The sequence below is a fragment of the Pseudomonas alloputida genome (assembly GCF_021283545.2).
Classification (GTDB): domain Bacteria; phylum Pseudomonadota; class Gammaproteobacteria; order Pseudomonadales; family Pseudomonadaceae; genus Aquipseudomonas; species Aquipseudomonas alloputida.
This window is the reverse complement of sequence record NZ_CP128540.1, coordinates 4,101,590-4,115,823: the sequence shown is the minus strand read 5'-3', so window position 1 is coordinate 4,115,823 and position 14,234 is coordinate 4,101,590. Positions and strand designations below refer to the sequence as shown.

Here is a 14,234-nt window from a genome sequence, read left to right as displayed (position 1 = left end):
GGCTGGGTTGGCGTACACTTGGCCGCAAGTCTGTGAGGAACCTACATGAGCGCTATAACCATTACCGACGCCGCCCATGACTACCTGGCCGATCTGCTCTCCAAGCAGAATACGCCCGGCATCGGCATTCGCATTTTCATCACCCAGCCGGGCACCCAGTACGCCGAGACGTGCATCGCCTACTGCAAGCCGGGCGAAGAGAAGCCTGACGACACCGCCGTGGGTCTGAAAAGCTTCACTGCTTACCTTGACGCCGTCAGCGTACCCTTCCTGGAAGACGCGCTGGTCGACTACGCCACCGACCGCATGGGTGGCCAGCTGACCATCAAGGCGCCAAACGCCAAGGTGCCGATGGTCAACGAAGACAGCCCGATCAACGAACGTATCAACTACTACCTACAGACCGAGATCAACCCCGGCCTGGCCAGCCATGGCGGCCAGGTGAGCCTGGTGGACGTGGTCGATGACGGCATTGCCGTACTGCAGTTCGGTGGTGGCTGCCAGGGTTGCGGCCAGGCCGATGTCACCCTGAAGGAAGGCATCGAGCGCACCCTGCTCGAGCGTATTCCGGAGCTGAAGGGCGTGCGCGACGTGACTGACCACAGCCAGAAAGAAAACGCCTACTACTGAGTTGAAGGCGGCTCCCTTAGCAACAAAGTGTTACGGTTTCAACCCCTGCGACAACAGGCCGCAGCCCGTATTCAAAGGGCTGCAGGCCATCCCCGCCATGGTCGGGTAGAACCCCTCTGGGTGTCATGCCAGAATGCACCGGTTTTTCGACCGGCCCGTCCCGAGGGCCGGCACCTTCCCTGTAAAGGATGGTTTCATGAATGATCTTTTGACCCGGCGTGCGGTTGTCGCCGGCATGGGCGTTCTCGGGCTTGGCCTGCTGGCAGGCTGCAGCCCGGCCCGGGGGCTCGAGTTCAAGTACGGCAAGAACATGAGCAACGAAATCCTCGGGCGCAAGTTCAGCCTCAAAGACCCGCAAGGTAACGTGCGCACCCTGTCGAGCTTTTACGGCAGCATGCCGATGGTCTTCTTCGGCTTCACCCAGTGCCCGGCCGTCTGCCCGACCACGCTGGCGCGGGCGGCGCAGATTCGCAAGCTGCTGAGGGGCCGCGACCGCGACCTGTTCCAGGTGGTGTTCATCACCCTGGACCCGGAGCGCGACACGCCCGAGGTGCTCGATGCCTACGTCAAGGCCTTCGACCCGACGTTCACCGCGCTGACCGGCACCCCCGAGGAAATTGCCGCCGTGGCCAAGGAATTCAAGGTGTTTTACGAGAAGGTTCCGGCCGGAGACACCTACACCATTTCTCACTCGTCCACTAGCTACGTCTACGATACGCGTGGCACCCTGCGCCTGAGCCTGGGCCATTCCCTGAACGCCAAGGAATGCGCCGAAGATCTGGTCACCCTGATGGAGATCTGCTGAATGTCGATGCAACCGATCAAACGCGGTCTGGCTGCCCTGGTACTGATGGGGCTGGCCCTGCCGGCCCTGGCCCAGACCACCGTGAGTGATGCCTGGGTGCGTGCCAGCGTGCCGCACCAGCAGTCCACCGGTGCTTTCATGGTCCTGACTGCCAGCAGCGACAGCAAGCTGGTGGGCGTGGCTTCGCCCGTGGCCAAGACCGTGCAGGTGCACGAGATGACCATGAACGGTGACGTGATGGGCATGCGTGAGGTCAAGGCTATCGAATTGCCAGCCGGCAAGGCAGTGACCCTGGACCCGAATGGCCTGCATGTCATGCTGATGGGCCTGCACAATCAGGTGAAGGAGGGTGACAAAGTGCCTCTGACCCTGACCATCGAGGATGCCAAGGGCGCCAAGGAAACCCTGGAAGTTCAGGCACAAGTGCGTGCGCTCAACGCCGACGCGGGTGGTGGGCATGATCACATGCACATGAACCACTGACAGATCAAAGGGCCGCGTTCAGCGGCCCTTTTCTTTTCAACTGCGCCTTTCAGCTACGAAAGCGCGGCAGCGGTCTGTCGAGGGTCAGCGACGTCAGGGTCTTGCGAACCTGGGCCTCATCGGCCTCCAGTGCCTTCAGGCTAGCGCGGATCTTGCCGGCGGCGGGCACATCGCCCTGCCGGTCGATCCAGTCGGCAATCTCCTTGCAGGCACTGCTCAGACAGGCCTGGCGCTGGTTCATCAACGACAGAAGGGTGGTGAGCTCTCTTTCGGACATGGCAGGATCCTCCATTCAGCCTTGTCAGTGTAGCAGAGGGTTGGCCAGGCTCTTGCGGCCTTTGCAAGGTGCGCTGCGGCAGCTGCCAGTGGCTGCTCTTGCGGCCCAGTAACAACTCGTTACTTATAAACAGCGTGTTTAAAGTTGATGCTCGTGCCGTGCAAGGGATTCAGGGCTCGATTTCTGAACGTGACCTGTTGAAGTGCTCAACTGCACAGTCGGGAAAATGCCGTCGGGTCTGCATTCAAAGAATGGTTGTTGTAGGAAAATTCCGGGTTTCTGATTTTCGCTTGCAGAAAGCATCGGCGTTGTTACAACTTTCATGTTGAGCTCAATCCTGGCCGAGTCTTAGATTGAGTTGGCCAATATTTGGCAATCTCAATCGGCTCAAAGGAGTGCCCATATGAATCTGCAATCCAAGTGTTCAGGAGCGATGTCGCCAGGAAGTACCCGCTAATGCTGACATTGCGCATTAACCCCGGAACGCGTTCGCTGTCGCTGGGCTACAGCTTTTCCAAATGTGGTGAATTTGCCTTCGAGGCTGCATTTGCCGTGGCGATCGTGTCCATCACAGATGCGGATATGCTTTTGATCGGCATCGCCTACTTTTTTCGTTACTTGCCAAGTGTGGTGTTTTCGCCATTGGGTGGCTGGCTGGCAGATAACGCCAACAAGAAACACACACTATTAGCAATCGAGGTGACAAAAGGCCTGCTGGCACTTTCCTTCTTTGCCTTGTTCAGCGTGTTCACGCCAGTATTACTTGCGTTGGTGGGCCTCGCAATGGTCATGACAGCGCTCGAATGCCTTTATGTGCCCACGTTTCGCGCGTACTTTCCGGACCTTGTCGAAAAGGATGAGTTAGCCACGGTGAACAGCGGTATCCAGGTAATCGAGGACGCCGCCTCGATCCTCGGGCCGCTGGTCTTTTCGGCCTGTGTGTTACTGCTGTCTCGAGAAGCCACTTTCTTGTTTTTTGCAATGTGCCTTATCGTGTCGGCCATTTGTATCGCTACCTTGACGCCTGCCAGGTGTAGTGTCCAACAGGCATTCGATGGGTGCGCCATAATCAGGGATGCGGCGGGCAGTGTGAGTCAGTTGAGGGCCGGCAATGCGCCGTTGTTCGCTGTCATTGGCTGCACCACACTCTGTGCGATGTTCGCCACGTCGGTGATTCGCTTTATCCTTCCAGCATCGGTGCTGGAGCACTTCGCCTCTGAAGCGGCGGTTGGATACGTGTTTTCACTGCTTGCGGCAGGCACGGTGGTGGGGGGCATGCTCTACACGCGCTTCAATCCGCGCACAACCGCAGGATTGGTGCTGCGTTACTGGATGCTCTATGGCGGGCTGTTTTTTGCTGCAGCAGTGGCGCTGCAATTCAATAACTGGCTGTTCCTGTTGATTCTGTTCCTGGTTGGTTTCATTGGTGCATTTGTCGATATCGCAATCGTGACCAACATCCAGTGCTTGTCGAGGGAGCATGAAGTGGGCAGGAATTTTTCCCTCTATTACTTCACCGCCGTGATGAGTGATGCCGTATCAGGGTTGATTGCCAGTTTGGTCTTCGTGCTTGCGGGGCCGGCAACCTTTATCTGGATGACGCTCATGTTACTCATCGCGCCAGTGCGCTGGAACATGAAAGGACGTGGCCCAGATGTCGACAGCCGTACATAGCTTGGGCCTGGCGTATAGATGCAAGTTCGAGAGGGCGCTGCCGCCCTTTCACGCGCGTAGAGCAGAATGAACGCAGGCTTGCCGATACGCCCCCGGGGTCACCCCATAGGCCTGCTTGAACTGCCGGCTCAAATGGCTCTGGTCGGCAAAGCCGAGGTCGAACGCCACTTGCGAAGCGGCCAGGCCGTGCTTCAGCATTTCGCGGGCGCGGGCCAGGCGGCGTTGCTTCAGCCAGGCATGGGGTGGCAGTCCGGTGGCCTGGCGGAACACCCGGGCGAAGTGGAACGGCGACAGGTTGACTGCTGCCGCCAGCGCTTCCAGTGAGGGCGGGTCGGCCAGTTGGCTTTCCAGCAGTTCGCGGGCGCGGGCTACGGCCAGGGGTTCGTGGCCAGGGGCCGAAGGCTCGGCGCACTGCCCGTGCCGCTGCACCAGGGCCAGCACCGCCTGGCGCCAGGCCGTCTGCTGCTGCAAGGCGCTGGCGCTGGCTTCGGACAACTGATGCAGCTGGCTGAACGCGAGGGCCAGGGCCGGGTCATGGATCACGCTGTCCTTGAAGCTGGGCATGCCGTGGCGGCCCAGTTCCAGTTCGTCAAGCACACCGGTCACCCGCTCGTGCTCGGGATAGAAGCCGCGATAACGCCAGCCGGCTTCATGGGCCGTAGCGCCGGTATGCAGTTCGTCGGGGTTGATCAGCACCATGCTGCCGACCGGTGCCAGGTGCTCGCTGCCGCGGTGCCAGAAGCGCTGGGCGCCCGACTCGATCACGGTGAATACATAGCCTTCGTGCACATGCGGGGCGAAGCGCTGCTGATAGTAGCGAGCGTGCAGCATCTCGACGTCGCCAAGGGCTGGCGCCTGCCAGAGGTGTGTCTGCTCGCGCAAGGGCGGGCTCATGCCAGCCAGCTGCGCAGAAGGAAGAAGATCAACATGCTCACCAGCATGCTCAGCAATACGCTGCGGGTCAACAGCACCAGGGCGATGGCTACAAGGGAGCCCAGCAGGTAGGGGTTGAGCAGGCTCAGGTTGAGCTGGTGGTCAGGCATGAAGATGATCGGGCCGCAGATGGCGGTGAGCATGCCCGGCACGGCAAAGCCGAGAAACTGCCGGGCATTCGAGCTCAGGCGCAAGGGCAGGCGCGGCTCCAGGAATGCGTAGCGGTTGAGAAACACGATGGCGCCCATGGCGAAAATCAGGATCCAGGTCATGCGCGGGCTCCGGCGAATTTCTGGCAGATGAACCCGGCGCTCATGCCCAGCAGGCCTGCGACCACCAGGGCGGTTTCCCAGTGCCAGTAGCTGAACAGCACCGAACAGAACAGCGACACGGCTACGCACACCACGGTGGCCAGGTTGCGCACCAGGGGCGCGATCAGGGCGACAAAAGTGGCGACAATGGAGAAATCCAGACCGAACTGGTCCAGGTGTGGAATGTTCTGGCCCAGCAGTATGCCGGCCAGGGTGAACAGGTTCCAGGCGATGTAGAAGGTCAGGCCCACCCCCAAGGCATACCAGCGGTTGAATTGCTGCCGGTCGTACTGGCTGGTCAGGGCGAAGAATTCGTCGGTCAGCAGAAAGCCCAGGCCCAGGCGCCAGCGCAGCGGCTGGCTGGACAATACCGGGCGCATCGACAGGCCATACAGCAGGTGCTGCGAGGTCAGCAGCAGGGTGGTGAGCAGGATCGATGCCAGGTTGGCACCCCCCTTGAGCATGCCAATGGCCACCAGCTGTGCGGCGCCGGCGAAGACGATGGCCGACAGCCCTTGCCCCTGCCAGGCGCTGAGGTTGGCCTCGATGGCCATGGATCCGGCCAGCAGGCCCCAAGGGGCAACGGCCAGGGACAACGGGAGAATGGCAATGGCGCCGTGAAGAAAGGCTTGGCGGGCGATGTGGGGCATGATGGCTGCATGACGGCTACGAGGCAGGCCAGCATGACAGACGGGGCAGGGGATGGCTTGAACGATCTTGCTGGTCGAGGCGTGTTCGTCTCAACCTCAGTGGCCAACTGACAACAGGGCCGCAAGGCGGCCCCGAATGACCCTGGGTTATGGGCGGCTGGTCAGCAGCTGTTGCGCCGTTGCGCAGCCATTGATGTCTACGGCTTTCTGCAGCAGGCTCGTGCGCTGCTGTGGGTCGAGGTCGCCAAGCAGGCGGTACACCTCGGCCTGGTAGTCGCGCTGACGCCCCCACAGCATTTCCAGGCCTTGTGGCCGGCTGCGGTTGCAGGCCAGGCGCGTGGCCGGTTGCGGGTAGTAGGGGGCGTACACGGTGGCCATGCTGGGGATGGCCTCCAGCGCTGTACGGTACTCGCTGCTGACGTTGTAGGGCCGGCACCAGGTGGCGATGGCGGGCGCCGGTGCGGCAAAACCCTGCTGGAGGCTGGCTTCGAGCAACGGGCAGGCGGCGTCCGGGATTTGCGCGGCGGGCAGGTACGTCATGTAGTACAGCGCCAGGCGGTACTGTGCGACCGGGTGGCCAAGCGCTACCGATTTTTTCAGCAGGGCAACCGCTGTCGGCAAGGTGTGAGCCATGGCCTGGCCCTGGCGGCTAAGCTCAGGGTCGCCGCCCACTGCGGTGTGCAGCGTGCTGGCAGCGTCGTCCTGGTTGTCGGCCTGCTCCAGTAGCGGCAAGGCCTGACGGTAGAGCAGGTCGGCATGAGGGTCGATGCGTACCTCCAGCGCTTGCGCGGCCAGCGGCATCAGCGCAGCCAATAGCGGGGGCAGGCGTCGCACAAGGCTCACAGGCAAACCCCATGGGTGGCCAAGTACGGATGGACGGCTTCGGTGTTCATGGCGGTCAAACGTGCGCCTCGGGCAAATCGTAACGACGACGTATTCTAGCCACCCAAGGGGGGTGGCCGAAAGACCACCCGACAACTGTCAGACGAGCTTGATCGGCGTGACCTTGCGCTGGGCATGTTTTTCCTGGGCCAGCCCAAGCTTGGCGGTGATCACCTTGGCCAAGGCATTGTTGCCCAGATCGTTCAGGTGCAGGCGGTCGATGAACAGGTCGGCGCCGAACACGGGCGAGCTGTCGAGCATGCAGTTCATGTCGTAGCAGGGCACCGGGTCGGCCTGGCTTTTGATGCGGCGGAAAAATGCCGAATGCAACTGTCTGTCGAATGCGCCCTCCAGCAGCCGGTCGAAGTTCGCCGGTTGTTGCTGCAGCGCGGTCAGCATGGCTTGCTCTCCGGCGGGCAGGGTATCCCGGCACCAGGGCAGCAAGGGTTGCAGGATGAAGGTGAGCGTGGCGTGGCTGTCTGCCAGCAGGCGATCCCATTGGCGCAAGGTGCGGCCAATGTTGTCGGCGGCACGGGCCAGCCGTTTTTCCGGGGGCGACAGTGGCCAGCTGACCGGGGGCGCGGCCACAGGAGGGGTCAGCGCTTGTCCGATGCGCCGCCACAGCGACTGCCGACGAGGTGGTGCGCAGGGCTGCATGCCTTCGCTAAAACTGTTGAGAAAGGCCTGGTAGGCCTTGGCGTGCTGCGGGTCGTTGGTACCTGCGAGGACTTCACACAGGGCTTCGTGGGCCAGGCTGTTGAGGCCACTGAGCACCACCACATGGCCGAGTTGGCCAAGGCGGTGCTGGTGGGTCAGGAACATCATCAATTCCTGGGTGGCGTTCAGCCCGCAGCCGGCCAGGCTCAGCCAGACTTCGCCCGTGAGCATCGACAGGTGCGAGGCCACTGTGTGTTCGTCGGAGCTGGCGCCGATGCCCAGGGCTGTGGAGCCGCCGACCAGCAGGTTGATGCGCGACGCACCCCCGTGCTCGGCCGCCGAAAAGCGCTTGCCGGCGCAATGGCTGTAGCGCAGGCCAAGGGCATCGGTGTTGATGGTGCCGGAGCGGTAGCCGGTTTCGTGCACATGCAGGGTATAGGGGGCACGGCGACTGCCCAGCAGGAGAAAGCGCTGGTAGTCCTGCTGCAGCGGCGAAGGAGACGGGCGCGTGTCAGTCGTGGTCATGGTCTCTCCTTCGCTTAAGCCGGGTACTTTGCAGCAGATTCAGGCCGCCAGTTCCTTGAGGTTGTACAGCAGGCCGCCGGCGGCGATCAGCAGCAGGGCGACGCCCGACGCCAGGCTGATGATGCGGTTGCTGCGCTGCGAGGCGATCTTGCCGATGGCGAAGATGTACAGGCTGAGCACGGCGAAATCGATGGCCACCCACAGCAGCGACAGCACCACCATGCTCTTGCCGAACGATTCGGTGATCTGAATGAACTGCGGGAAGAAGGCGATGAAGAAAATGATGTCTTTCGGGTTGGAAATGCCCACCATGAAGCCTTGCATCAGCCCGCCGCGCCCAGCCTTGGGGGCCTCGCTCGCTGCGTCTGACGCGGGTGCCTGCAGGGCGTCCCTCAGCGTGCCCACGGCAATGTAGCCGATGAACAGGCAGCCCAGCAGGCTCATGGTGCTGAGCCATGTCTTGTCGATGGCGGCACTGGTGAGGATGATCCACGCTGCCGCGCCGATCAGCACCAGTGATGCCCAGTTGGTGCCGACGGCGGTGAACATGGCCTTGCGCGAGCCGGAGGCGGCCGCAGTGTTGACGATCAGTGCCACCACCGGGCCGGGAGTGGCGATCAGTAGCAGCACGGTGAGGGCGTAGGTGGCGGTGAGTGCGGTATTCACGGTCAGTTCTCGATCAGTATGTCGGGTGTCGGCTGGTGTGCGGCATGGGCGTGGAAGGGGCAGCGTGACGGGTTGAGCGAGCCTGCCTCCTGCAGTTGATACTGCTTCCACTCGTAGTTGTCGGTATCGCCGAAAAAGCCAAGGGTGTCGGGCACAACGCCGTCGTTGTAGTGGTGCACGCGCTCGCGAATGCGCTCGCGGATGCGCTTGCCACTCTCGGTGTTGGCGTTGGCCACTTCGTCGAAGTTCTCCCGCGGGTTGATGACGAAGGTGATGTGCTGGCCCAGGTTGCGGCTTTTCATCTGCTGGTGGCCGGGGAAGTTCATGTTGATGAACAGCGGCATGCCGGCATAGCAGAACGACCAGCCGGTATCGTCGGGATCGGTCGGGATGCCTTGAGGCCAAGGGTGCGGGTCGCGCGCATGCACGCCGCGCAGTACCTTCCAGGCCAAGGCCTGCTGCTCGGCCAGGCTGCTGCCGGCTGCGGTTTCGAGAAACACCACCAAAGGGCTGCCGATGCGCTGCTTGGGTGCGATCGGTGCGACGGTGCGCACATAGTTGGCCAGGCCCTGCGCGATATCATCGGCCAGTTGCTCGGCGCGGGCGAAGAGAATGTGGCAGGTTTCGCCGTTTACCGCCTTGCGGCCGAACAGGCAGGGGAATTCGGGGTTGGCGAGAATACTGCGAAAGTGTTCTATGGTTTTGAACGTCCAGTGTTGCATGGTGTGACCATGTTCAGCGGCGAGCTCCAGCGCATCCAGGCGATAGCAATTTCCATATCCCGTAAACATGATTTCCCCAGGCGTTGATTTAAGTGAACGTTCCAGTCACATGCAGGCAGGATCTTGGTTATGTTTGTTATTTACCGGCATTTTCCGAGACGCTCTTGTCGTTGTAAAACGCGTGGAGTTATGACCTACTATTAGTCCTACTCATGCTCGGGACGCCGCCATGTCGGAACGGATTCAGGCCTTGCACGCGTTACGTGCCTTCGAGGTGGCCTCTCGCTATGGCTCTTTCACCCGTGCGGCTGAAGAGCTGGCCCTGACCCAGGGCGCCGTCAGCCACCACATCAAGACCCTCGAAGCCCTGTTCGGCTGCGACCTGTTCGAACGTCGGGGCCCGAAGCTGAGCCTGACCGAGCACGGCCGCCTGCTGGCGCAAGAGCTGAAGGTCGGTTTCAAGATCATCGAGAATGCCTGCGCACTGCTGCGTCAGGATCGCTACGGCCTGCGCCTGAAGGCGCCGTCCACGCTCACGGTGCGCTGGCTGCTGCGGGCGCTGGATGCGTTCAAGAAGGTCGAGGACAACTGCAGTGTGCAGCTGTCCAGTGTGTGGATGGATATCGACAGCGTGGATTTCTATTCCGAGCCCTACGACTGTGCCATTCTCCTGGCCAGCGGGCGATTTCCCGCCGATATCGAGAGTTTCAAGCTGTTCGATGAATGGCTGATCCCGGTATGTCACCCGGATTACATGACGCAGGTGCAACCGCAACTGTCCGACCTGCCCCGATGCGAGTTCCTGCACCCGTCACCCGACCGGCGTGACTGGCGGCGTTGGCTGGCGCGAATGGATGCGCTGGACATCAGCATCGACCAGGGGCAGGTGTTCGATACCCTCGACCAGGGCATATCGGCCGCCCAGCAAGGCCTGGGCATTTCAGTGGTCGATCTGGTACTGGCCAGCACCGACCTGGCCGCCGGGCGCCTGGTCACGCCTTTCAAGCATGCCGTGGCCACCGGCGACGGTTACTACATGACCTGGCTCAAGGCCAGCCCAAAAGCGCGGCAGATGCACAAGCTGCGTGACTTCCTGCTCGGCCAGGTACCGCCGCTGGCCTACAAGGACATCAACTACCTGTACGGTTGAATACCCGAGCGAGCATGAAGTCGATGAATACCCGCAACTTTGGCGGCATCTGCCGCCCGGACGGCCACAGCAGATAGAAGCTGCCGCGCCGTTCCATGAAGTCGTCGAGGACACTGACCAGTGAGCCATCGGCCAGTTCGCGACCCACGTTGAAGTCCGGCAGACAGGTAATGCCGCGGTGGTTCAAGGCAAAGCAAACGCGTGTTTCGACGTGGTTGCAGACCATCGAGATGGGGATGTCATAGGCTTGCTCGGGATGCTCCTGGCGCAGCGGCCAGGTTTCCAGCTTGCCGTTGCTGGGGAAGCGATAATGCAGGCAGGTATGCGCCGGCGGGTCTGCTCGACCAGATCGCCGATGGCATGCACATCAGCCAGGCCATGGCTGGGCAATGGGTCACGGCGTATGCCTTGGGCTCGTTACTGACCGCCATCCCGTTGGTGACGTTGACCCAAGGCTGGTATCGGCGCCGGGCGCTGTTGCTGGCGATCATCGGCTTCGTGCTGTTCAACGGGCTGACGGCCTTGTCGAACTCCAACACGCTGACCCTGGTGCTGCGCTTTTTCACGGGGGCTGCGGCCGGCCTGGCATGGGGCCTGATTGCTGGCCATGCCCGGCGCATGGTGCCGGTGCCGTTGCAGGGCCGGGCCATGGCGCTGGCCATGCTTGGGCAGCCGATTGCCTTGTCGCTCGGCTTGCCGATTGCGACATGGCTGGGAGCGGGGCTGGGCTGGCGCGCGACGTTCGTGGTCGTCACGCTGGTGGCGTCGCAGCTGGTGGTGTGGGTGTTGCGATCCGTGCCGGACTACCCGGGGCAGGCTGCCGGCAAGCGCCCGGCGGCCATGCAGGTATTGCGCACGCCAGGGGTGTTGATCGTATTGCTGGTGATCCTCACCTGGATCCTTGGCCATAACATTCTCTACACCTATATCGTGCCGTTGCTGGCGGCGGCTGGCATGGCTGCGGACATTGGCCCGGTGCTGATGGTGTTTGGTCTGTCGGCGCTGGCCGGGATCGGCCTGGTAGGGCTGCTGGTCGACCGGCACCTGCGCAAGCTGGTGTTGCTGAGCCTGGCCGGTTTTGCCTTGGCCACGCTGGCATTGGGGCAGGCATCGTCGTGGCTTGTGTACCTGAGCATCGCCTTGTGGGGAATGACCTATGGCGGCGCCCCGACCCTGCTGCAGACAGCGTGCGCCGACGCCGCAGGCCAGGGTGGTGATGTGGCGCAGTCGATGCTGGTGACGGTGTGGAACTGCGCCATTGCTCTGGGCGGAATCATTGGCGGATTGTTGCTGGCTGGGGCCGGCGTGGCGTGGTTTGGCGGGGTAGTGCTGGGGTTGATCGCCTTGGCCTGGCTGCTGGCCGTGGCCGGGCGGGGAAGCGGTTTTGTGGCGGGGAGGCGCTAAAACACTCATGCCAGGCACGACACAGGTAGAATAACGCCATCTAAAGACAATCCAGAGGTCGACGCAGTGGAGTTGCAGCAGGGTTTTGTCCTGACCCGGCACTGGCACGATACGCCGGAAGGCACCTGCGTGGAGTTCTGGCTGGCCACCGATGCCGGGCCGCGACTGTTGCGGCTGGCGGCGCAGGAGTCGGTGGCTTTCATTCCTCAGGCGCAGGCCGAGCACGCCCGTGTGCTGCTGGCCAACGAAACCGGGACGAAGCTCAAGCCACTGCGCCTGAAGGACTTCGAGCATCGCCCGATGCTCGGCCTCTATACCCGCCAGCATCGCCAATTGATGCAACTGGAGCAGCGTCTGCGCACGGCCGGTATCGACGTGTTCGAGGCCGATATCCGGCCGCCGGAGCGTTACCTCATGGAGCGCTTCATCACGGCACCGGTGCAGTTCACTGGCCAGCCGGATGCGCAGGGCGTTTACCGGGACGCCCAGCTCAAGCCGCAGCCAGGCTATCGCCCGGCGCTGCGCCTGGTGTCGCTGGATATCGAGACCAGCGAGCGTGGCGAGCTGTACAGCATCGCGCTGGAGGGCTGTGGCCAGCGCCAGGTGTACATGCTCGGCCCGGCCAACGGCGATGCCAGCGGGCTTGACTTCGACCTGGAGTATTGCGCCGATCGCGCCGCCTTGATCACCCGGCTCAACCAGTGGATGGCCAGGCATGACCCGGACGCGATCATTGGCTGGAACCTGGTGCAGTTCGACCTGCGCCTGCTGCATGAGCACGCCAAGTCGTTGCAGGTGCCACTGGCCCTGGGGCGCAACGGTGCGGTCATGACCCTGCGCAGCCATGCCGGTGGTGGCCATGTTTTCGCCGATGCGCCGGGGCGGCTGCTGATCGATGGCATCGAGGCGTTGCGTTCGGCCACCTGGAGCTTTGCCTCGTTCAGCCTGGAGAACGTTGCCCAGACCCTGCTGGGTGAAGGCAAGGCCATCGACACGCCGTACCAACGCATGGACGAAATCAATCGCCGCTTCGCCGAAGACAAACCGGCCCTGGCACGCTACAACCTGAAGGACTGCGAACTGGTCACGCGCATTTTCGCCCATACCCGGCTGCTCGACTTCCTGCTCGAACGTGCCTCGGTGACGGGATTGGCCGTGGACCGCAGCGGTGGGTCGGTAGCCGCGTTCTGTCACCTGTACATTCCACAGATGCACCGCCTTGGCTTTGTCGCGCCCAGCCTTGGCAGCCGGCCGGACGAAGCCAGCCCCGGCGGGTTTGTCATGGATTCGCGGCCAGGGCTTTACGACTCGGTGCTGGTGCTGGACTACAAGAGCCTGTACCCGTCGATCATCCGGACCTTTCTCATCGACCCGGTCGGGCTGATCGAAGGCCTACGCCAGCCTGACGACGCACATTCGGTCGAGGGCTTTCGCGGTGGGCGGTTTTCACGCACACAGCACTGCCTGCCAGCCATCGTCGAACGGGTGTGGCAGGGCAGGGAAGCGGCCAAGCGCGAGGGCAATGCGCCGCTGTCGCAGGCCTTGAAAATCATCATGAATGCCTTTTATGGCGTGCTTGGCTCCAGCGGTTGCCGTTTCTTCGACCCGCGCCTGGCGTCGTCGATCACCATGCGCGGCCACCAGATCATGCGCCAGACCAGGTCCCTGATCGAGGCGTGTGGCTACGATGTGATCTACGGTGACACCGACTCCACCTTTGTCTGGCTCAAGGGTGCCCACGCCGAGGAAGACGCGGCGCGCATTGGCCGAGAACTGGTGGCAAAGGTCAACCAATGGTGGCAAGCCCATCTGCACGAGACCATGAACCTGCACAGCGCCCTCGAACTGCAGTTCGAGGTGCACTACCGGCGCTTCCTGATGCCCACCATCCGCGGCACCGACGAGGGCAGCAAGAAGCGCTATGCCGGCCTGGTGCAGCGGGCCGACGGTGCTGAAGAAATGGTTTACAAGGGCCTGGAGTCGGTGCGCACCGACTGGTCACCGCTGGCCCGGCAGTTCCAGCAGGAACTCTACGGCCGTGTGTTCCGCAGCGAGCCCTACCGTGATTATGTCCGCGAGTATGTACGGCGCACGTTGGCGGGCGAGCAGGACGAACTGCTGGTTTATCGCAAGCGCCTGCGTCGCCCGCTGGCTGATTACCAGCGCAACGTGCCGCCGCATGTGCGTGCCGCACGCCTTGCCGACGACTACAACAAGCGTCTGCAGCGCCCTCTGCAGTACCAGCGTGGGGGCTGGATCAGTTACGTGATCACCACCGCCGGGCCTGAGCCGCTGGAAAACCTGCAGGCACCGATCGACTACGATCACTACATCAGCCGTCAGCTACTGCCGGTGGCCGACGCCATCCTGCCCTTTGTCGGCGATGATTTCGCGCGCCTTACCGACCATCAGTTACTGCTGTTCTGAGCGGGTGGTAGATAGCTAGGCGTCAGCCTGACGCAACA

16 protein-coding genes are annotated in these 14,234 nt (G+C 62.4%); 7 read left to right on the top strand and 9 right to left on the bottom strand.

Annotation, left to right across the window (positions count from 1 at the left end):
* Positions 1 to 45: 45 nt before the first annotated feature.
* From nfuA to LU682_RS19080, 3 genes are all read left to right on the top strand, one after another.
* Positions 46 to 630 (top strand): Fe-S biogenesis protein NfuA, encoded by a 585-nt coding sequence (gene nfuA, locus LU682_RS19090; protein WP_003250416.1) that lies wholly within the window; start codon positions 46 to 48, stop codon positions 628 to 630.
* Between the two features lie 196 nt (positions 631 to 826).
* A complete protein-coding gene (locus LU682_RS19085; RefSeq protein ID WP_003250418.1) occupies positions 827 to 1,435 on the top strand; it encodes an SCO family protein in 609 nt (202 codons plus the stop codon).
* A complete protein-coding gene (locus LU682_RS19080; protein WP_010953337.1) occupies positions 1,436 to 1,918 on the top strand; it encodes a copper chaperone PCu(A)C in 483 nt (160 codons plus the stop codon). It begins immediately after the preceding gene.
* 49 nt (positions 1,919 to 1,967) lie between these two features.
* Here the strand turns inward: LU682_RS19080 and LU682_RS19075 are convergent, their stop codons facing one another.
* On the bottom strand, positions 1,968 to 2,195 hold the full coding sequence (locus LU682_RS19075; RefSeq protein WP_003250422.1) for a hypothetical protein: 228 nt from the start codon (positions 2,193 to 2,195) through the stop codon (positions 1,968 to 1,970).
* 456 nt (positions 2,196 to 2,651) lie between these two features.
* On the opposite strand from LU682_RS19075, the gene LU682_RS19070 reads away from it, so the two are divergent.
* Complete coding sequence (locus LU682_RS19070) at positions 2,652 to 3,869, top strand: MFS transporter (RefSeq protein ID WP_049587591.1); 1,218 nt, start codon at positions 2,652 to 2,654, stop codon at positions 3,867 to 3,869.
* Between the two features lie 48 nt (positions 3,870 to 3,917).
* On the opposite strand, the gene LU682_RS19065 is transcribed toward LU682_RS19070, so the two are convergent.
* The 7 genes from LU682_RS19065 to LU682_RS19035 form a co-directional block, all read right to left on the bottom strand.
* Positions 3,918 to 4,763, bottom strand: coding sequence for an AraC family transcriptional regulator (locus LU682_RS19065; protein ID WP_003250425.1), 846 nt, complete (start codon positions 4,761 to 4,763; stop codon positions 3,918 to 3,920).
* Positions 4,760 to 5,074: an AzlD domain-containing protein gene (locus tag LU682_RS19060; RefSeq protein ID WP_010953340.1), complete on the bottom strand. Its 315-nt coding sequence runs from the start codon at positions 5,072 to 5,074 to the stop codon at positions 4,760 to 4,762. The genes LU682_RS19065 and LU682_RS19060 overlap by 4 nt, the downstream gene beginning before the upstream one ends.
* The gene (locus LU682_RS19055) at positions 5,071 to 5,763 is read right to left on the bottom strand and encodes an AzlC family ABC transporter permease (protein ID WP_010953341.1); all 693 of its coding nucleotides are present in this window, start codon (positions 5,761 to 5,763) and stop codon (positions 5,071 to 5,073) included. Before LU682_RS19055 ends, LU682_RS19060 begins: the two co-directional genes overlap by 4 nt.
* 147 nt (positions 5,764 to 5,910) lie before the next feature.
* Positions 5,911 to 6,606 carry an SEL1-like repeat protein gene (locus tag LU682_RS19050; protein WP_049587593.1) on the bottom strand — a complete coding sequence of 232 codons (696 nt, stop codon included), beginning with the start codon at positions 6,604 to 6,606 and terminating at the stop codon, positions 5,911 to 5,913.
* 138 nt (positions 6,607 to 6,744) lie between these two features.
* Complete coding sequence (locus LU682_RS19045) at positions 6,745 to 7,827, bottom strand: hypothetical protein (protein WP_010953343.1); 1,083 nt, start codon at positions 7,825 to 7,827, stop codon at positions 6,745 to 6,747.
* Positions 7,828 to 7,866: 39 nt separating this feature from the next.
* Positions 7,867 to 8,493: a LysE family translocator gene (locus LU682_RS19040; RefSeq protein WP_010953344.1), complete on the bottom strand. Its 627-nt coding sequence runs from the start codon at positions 8,491 to 8,493 to the stop codon at positions 7,867 to 7,869.
* A 2-nt stretch (positions 8,494 to 8,495) separates the two neighbouring features.
* Positions 8,496 to 9,284: a YqcI/YcgG family protein gene (locus LU682_RS19035; RefSeq protein WP_010953345.1), complete on the bottom strand. Its 789-nt coding sequence runs from the start codon at positions 9,282 to 9,284 to the stop codon at positions 8,496 to 8,498.
* A gap of 160 nt (positions 9,285 to 9,444) precedes the next feature.
* Between LU682_RS19035 and LU682_RS19030 the strand changes: the two genes are divergently transcribed.
* Positions 9,445 to 10,365: a LysR substrate-binding domain-containing protein gene (locus LU682_RS19030; protein WP_010953346.1), complete on the top strand. Its 921-nt coding sequence runs from the start codon at positions 9,445 to 9,447 to the stop codon at positions 10,363 to 10,365.
* Here the strand turns inward: LU682_RS19030 and LU682_RS19025 are convergent.
* Complete coding sequence (locus tag LU682_RS19025) at positions 10,346 to 10,636, bottom strand: LysR substrate-binding domain-containing protein (RefSeq protein WP_232896363.1); 291 nt, start codon at positions 10,634 to 10,636, stop codon at positions 10,346 to 10,348. The two genes, LU682_RS19030 and LU682_RS19025, sit on opposite strands and share 20 nt — an antisense overlap.
* On the opposite strand from LU682_RS19025, the gene LU682_RS19020 reads away from it, so the two are divergent.
* On the top strand, positions 10,567 to 11,769 hold the full coding sequence (locus tag LU682_RS19020) for an MFS transporter (RefSeq protein WP_010953347.1): 1,203 nt from the start codon (positions 10,567 to 10,569) through the stop codon (positions 11,767 to 11,769). The two genes, LU682_RS19025 and LU682_RS19020, sit on opposite strands and share 70 nt — an antisense overlap.
* A 66-nt stretch (positions 11,770 to 11,835) precedes the next feature.
* Entirely contained in the window at positions 11,836 to 14,196 is a 2,361-nt protein-coding gene (locus LU682_RS19015; protein ID WP_010953348.1) for a DNA polymerase II, read from the top strand.
* Positions 14,197 to 14,234: the final 38 nt, after the last annotated feature.

Coding starts and splice junctions, on each gene's coding strand:
- LU682_RS19065 (WP_003250425.1), bottom strand. CDS start 4,763: ATGAGCCCGCCCTTGCGCGAGCAGACACACCTCTGGCAGGCGCCAGCC.
- LU682_RS19035 (WP_010953345.1), bottom strand. CDS start 9,284: ATGTTTACGGGATATGGAAATTGCTATCGCCTGGATGCGCTGGAGCTC.
- LU682_RS19030 (WP_010953346.1), top strand. CDS start 9,445: ATGTCGGAACGGATTCAGGCCTTGCACGCGTTACGTGCCTTCGAGGTG.
- LU682_RS19075 (WP_003250422.1), bottom strand. CDS start 2,195: ATGTCCGAAAGAGAGCTCACCACCCTTCTGTCGTTGATGAACCAGCGC.
- LU682_RS19080 (WP_010953337.1), top strand. CDS start 1,436: ATGTCGATGCAACCGATCAAACGCGGTCTGGCTGCCCTGGTACTGATG.
- nfuA (WP_003250416.1), top strand. CDS start 46: ATGAGCGCTATAACCATTACCGACGCCGCCCATGACTACCTGGCCGAT.
- LU682_RS19070 (WP_049587591.1), top strand. CDS start 2,652: ATGCTGACATTGCGCATTAACCCCGGAACGCGTTCGCTGTCGCTGGGC.
- LU682_RS19055 (WP_010953341.1), bottom strand. CDS start 5,763: ATGCCCCACATCGCCCGCCAAGCCTTTCTTCACGGCGCCATTGCCATT.
- LU682_RS19060 (WP_010953340.1), bottom strand. CDS start 5,074: ATGACCTGGATCCTGATTTTCGCCATGGGCGCCATCGTGTTTCTCAAC.
- LU682_RS19045 (WP_010953343.1), bottom strand. CDS start 7,827: ATGACCACGACTGACACGCGCCCGTCTCCTTCGCCGCTGCAGCAGGAC.
- LU682_RS19085 (WP_003250418.1), top strand. CDS start 827: ATGAATGATCTTTTGACCCGGCGTGCGGTTGTCGCCGGCATGGGCGTT.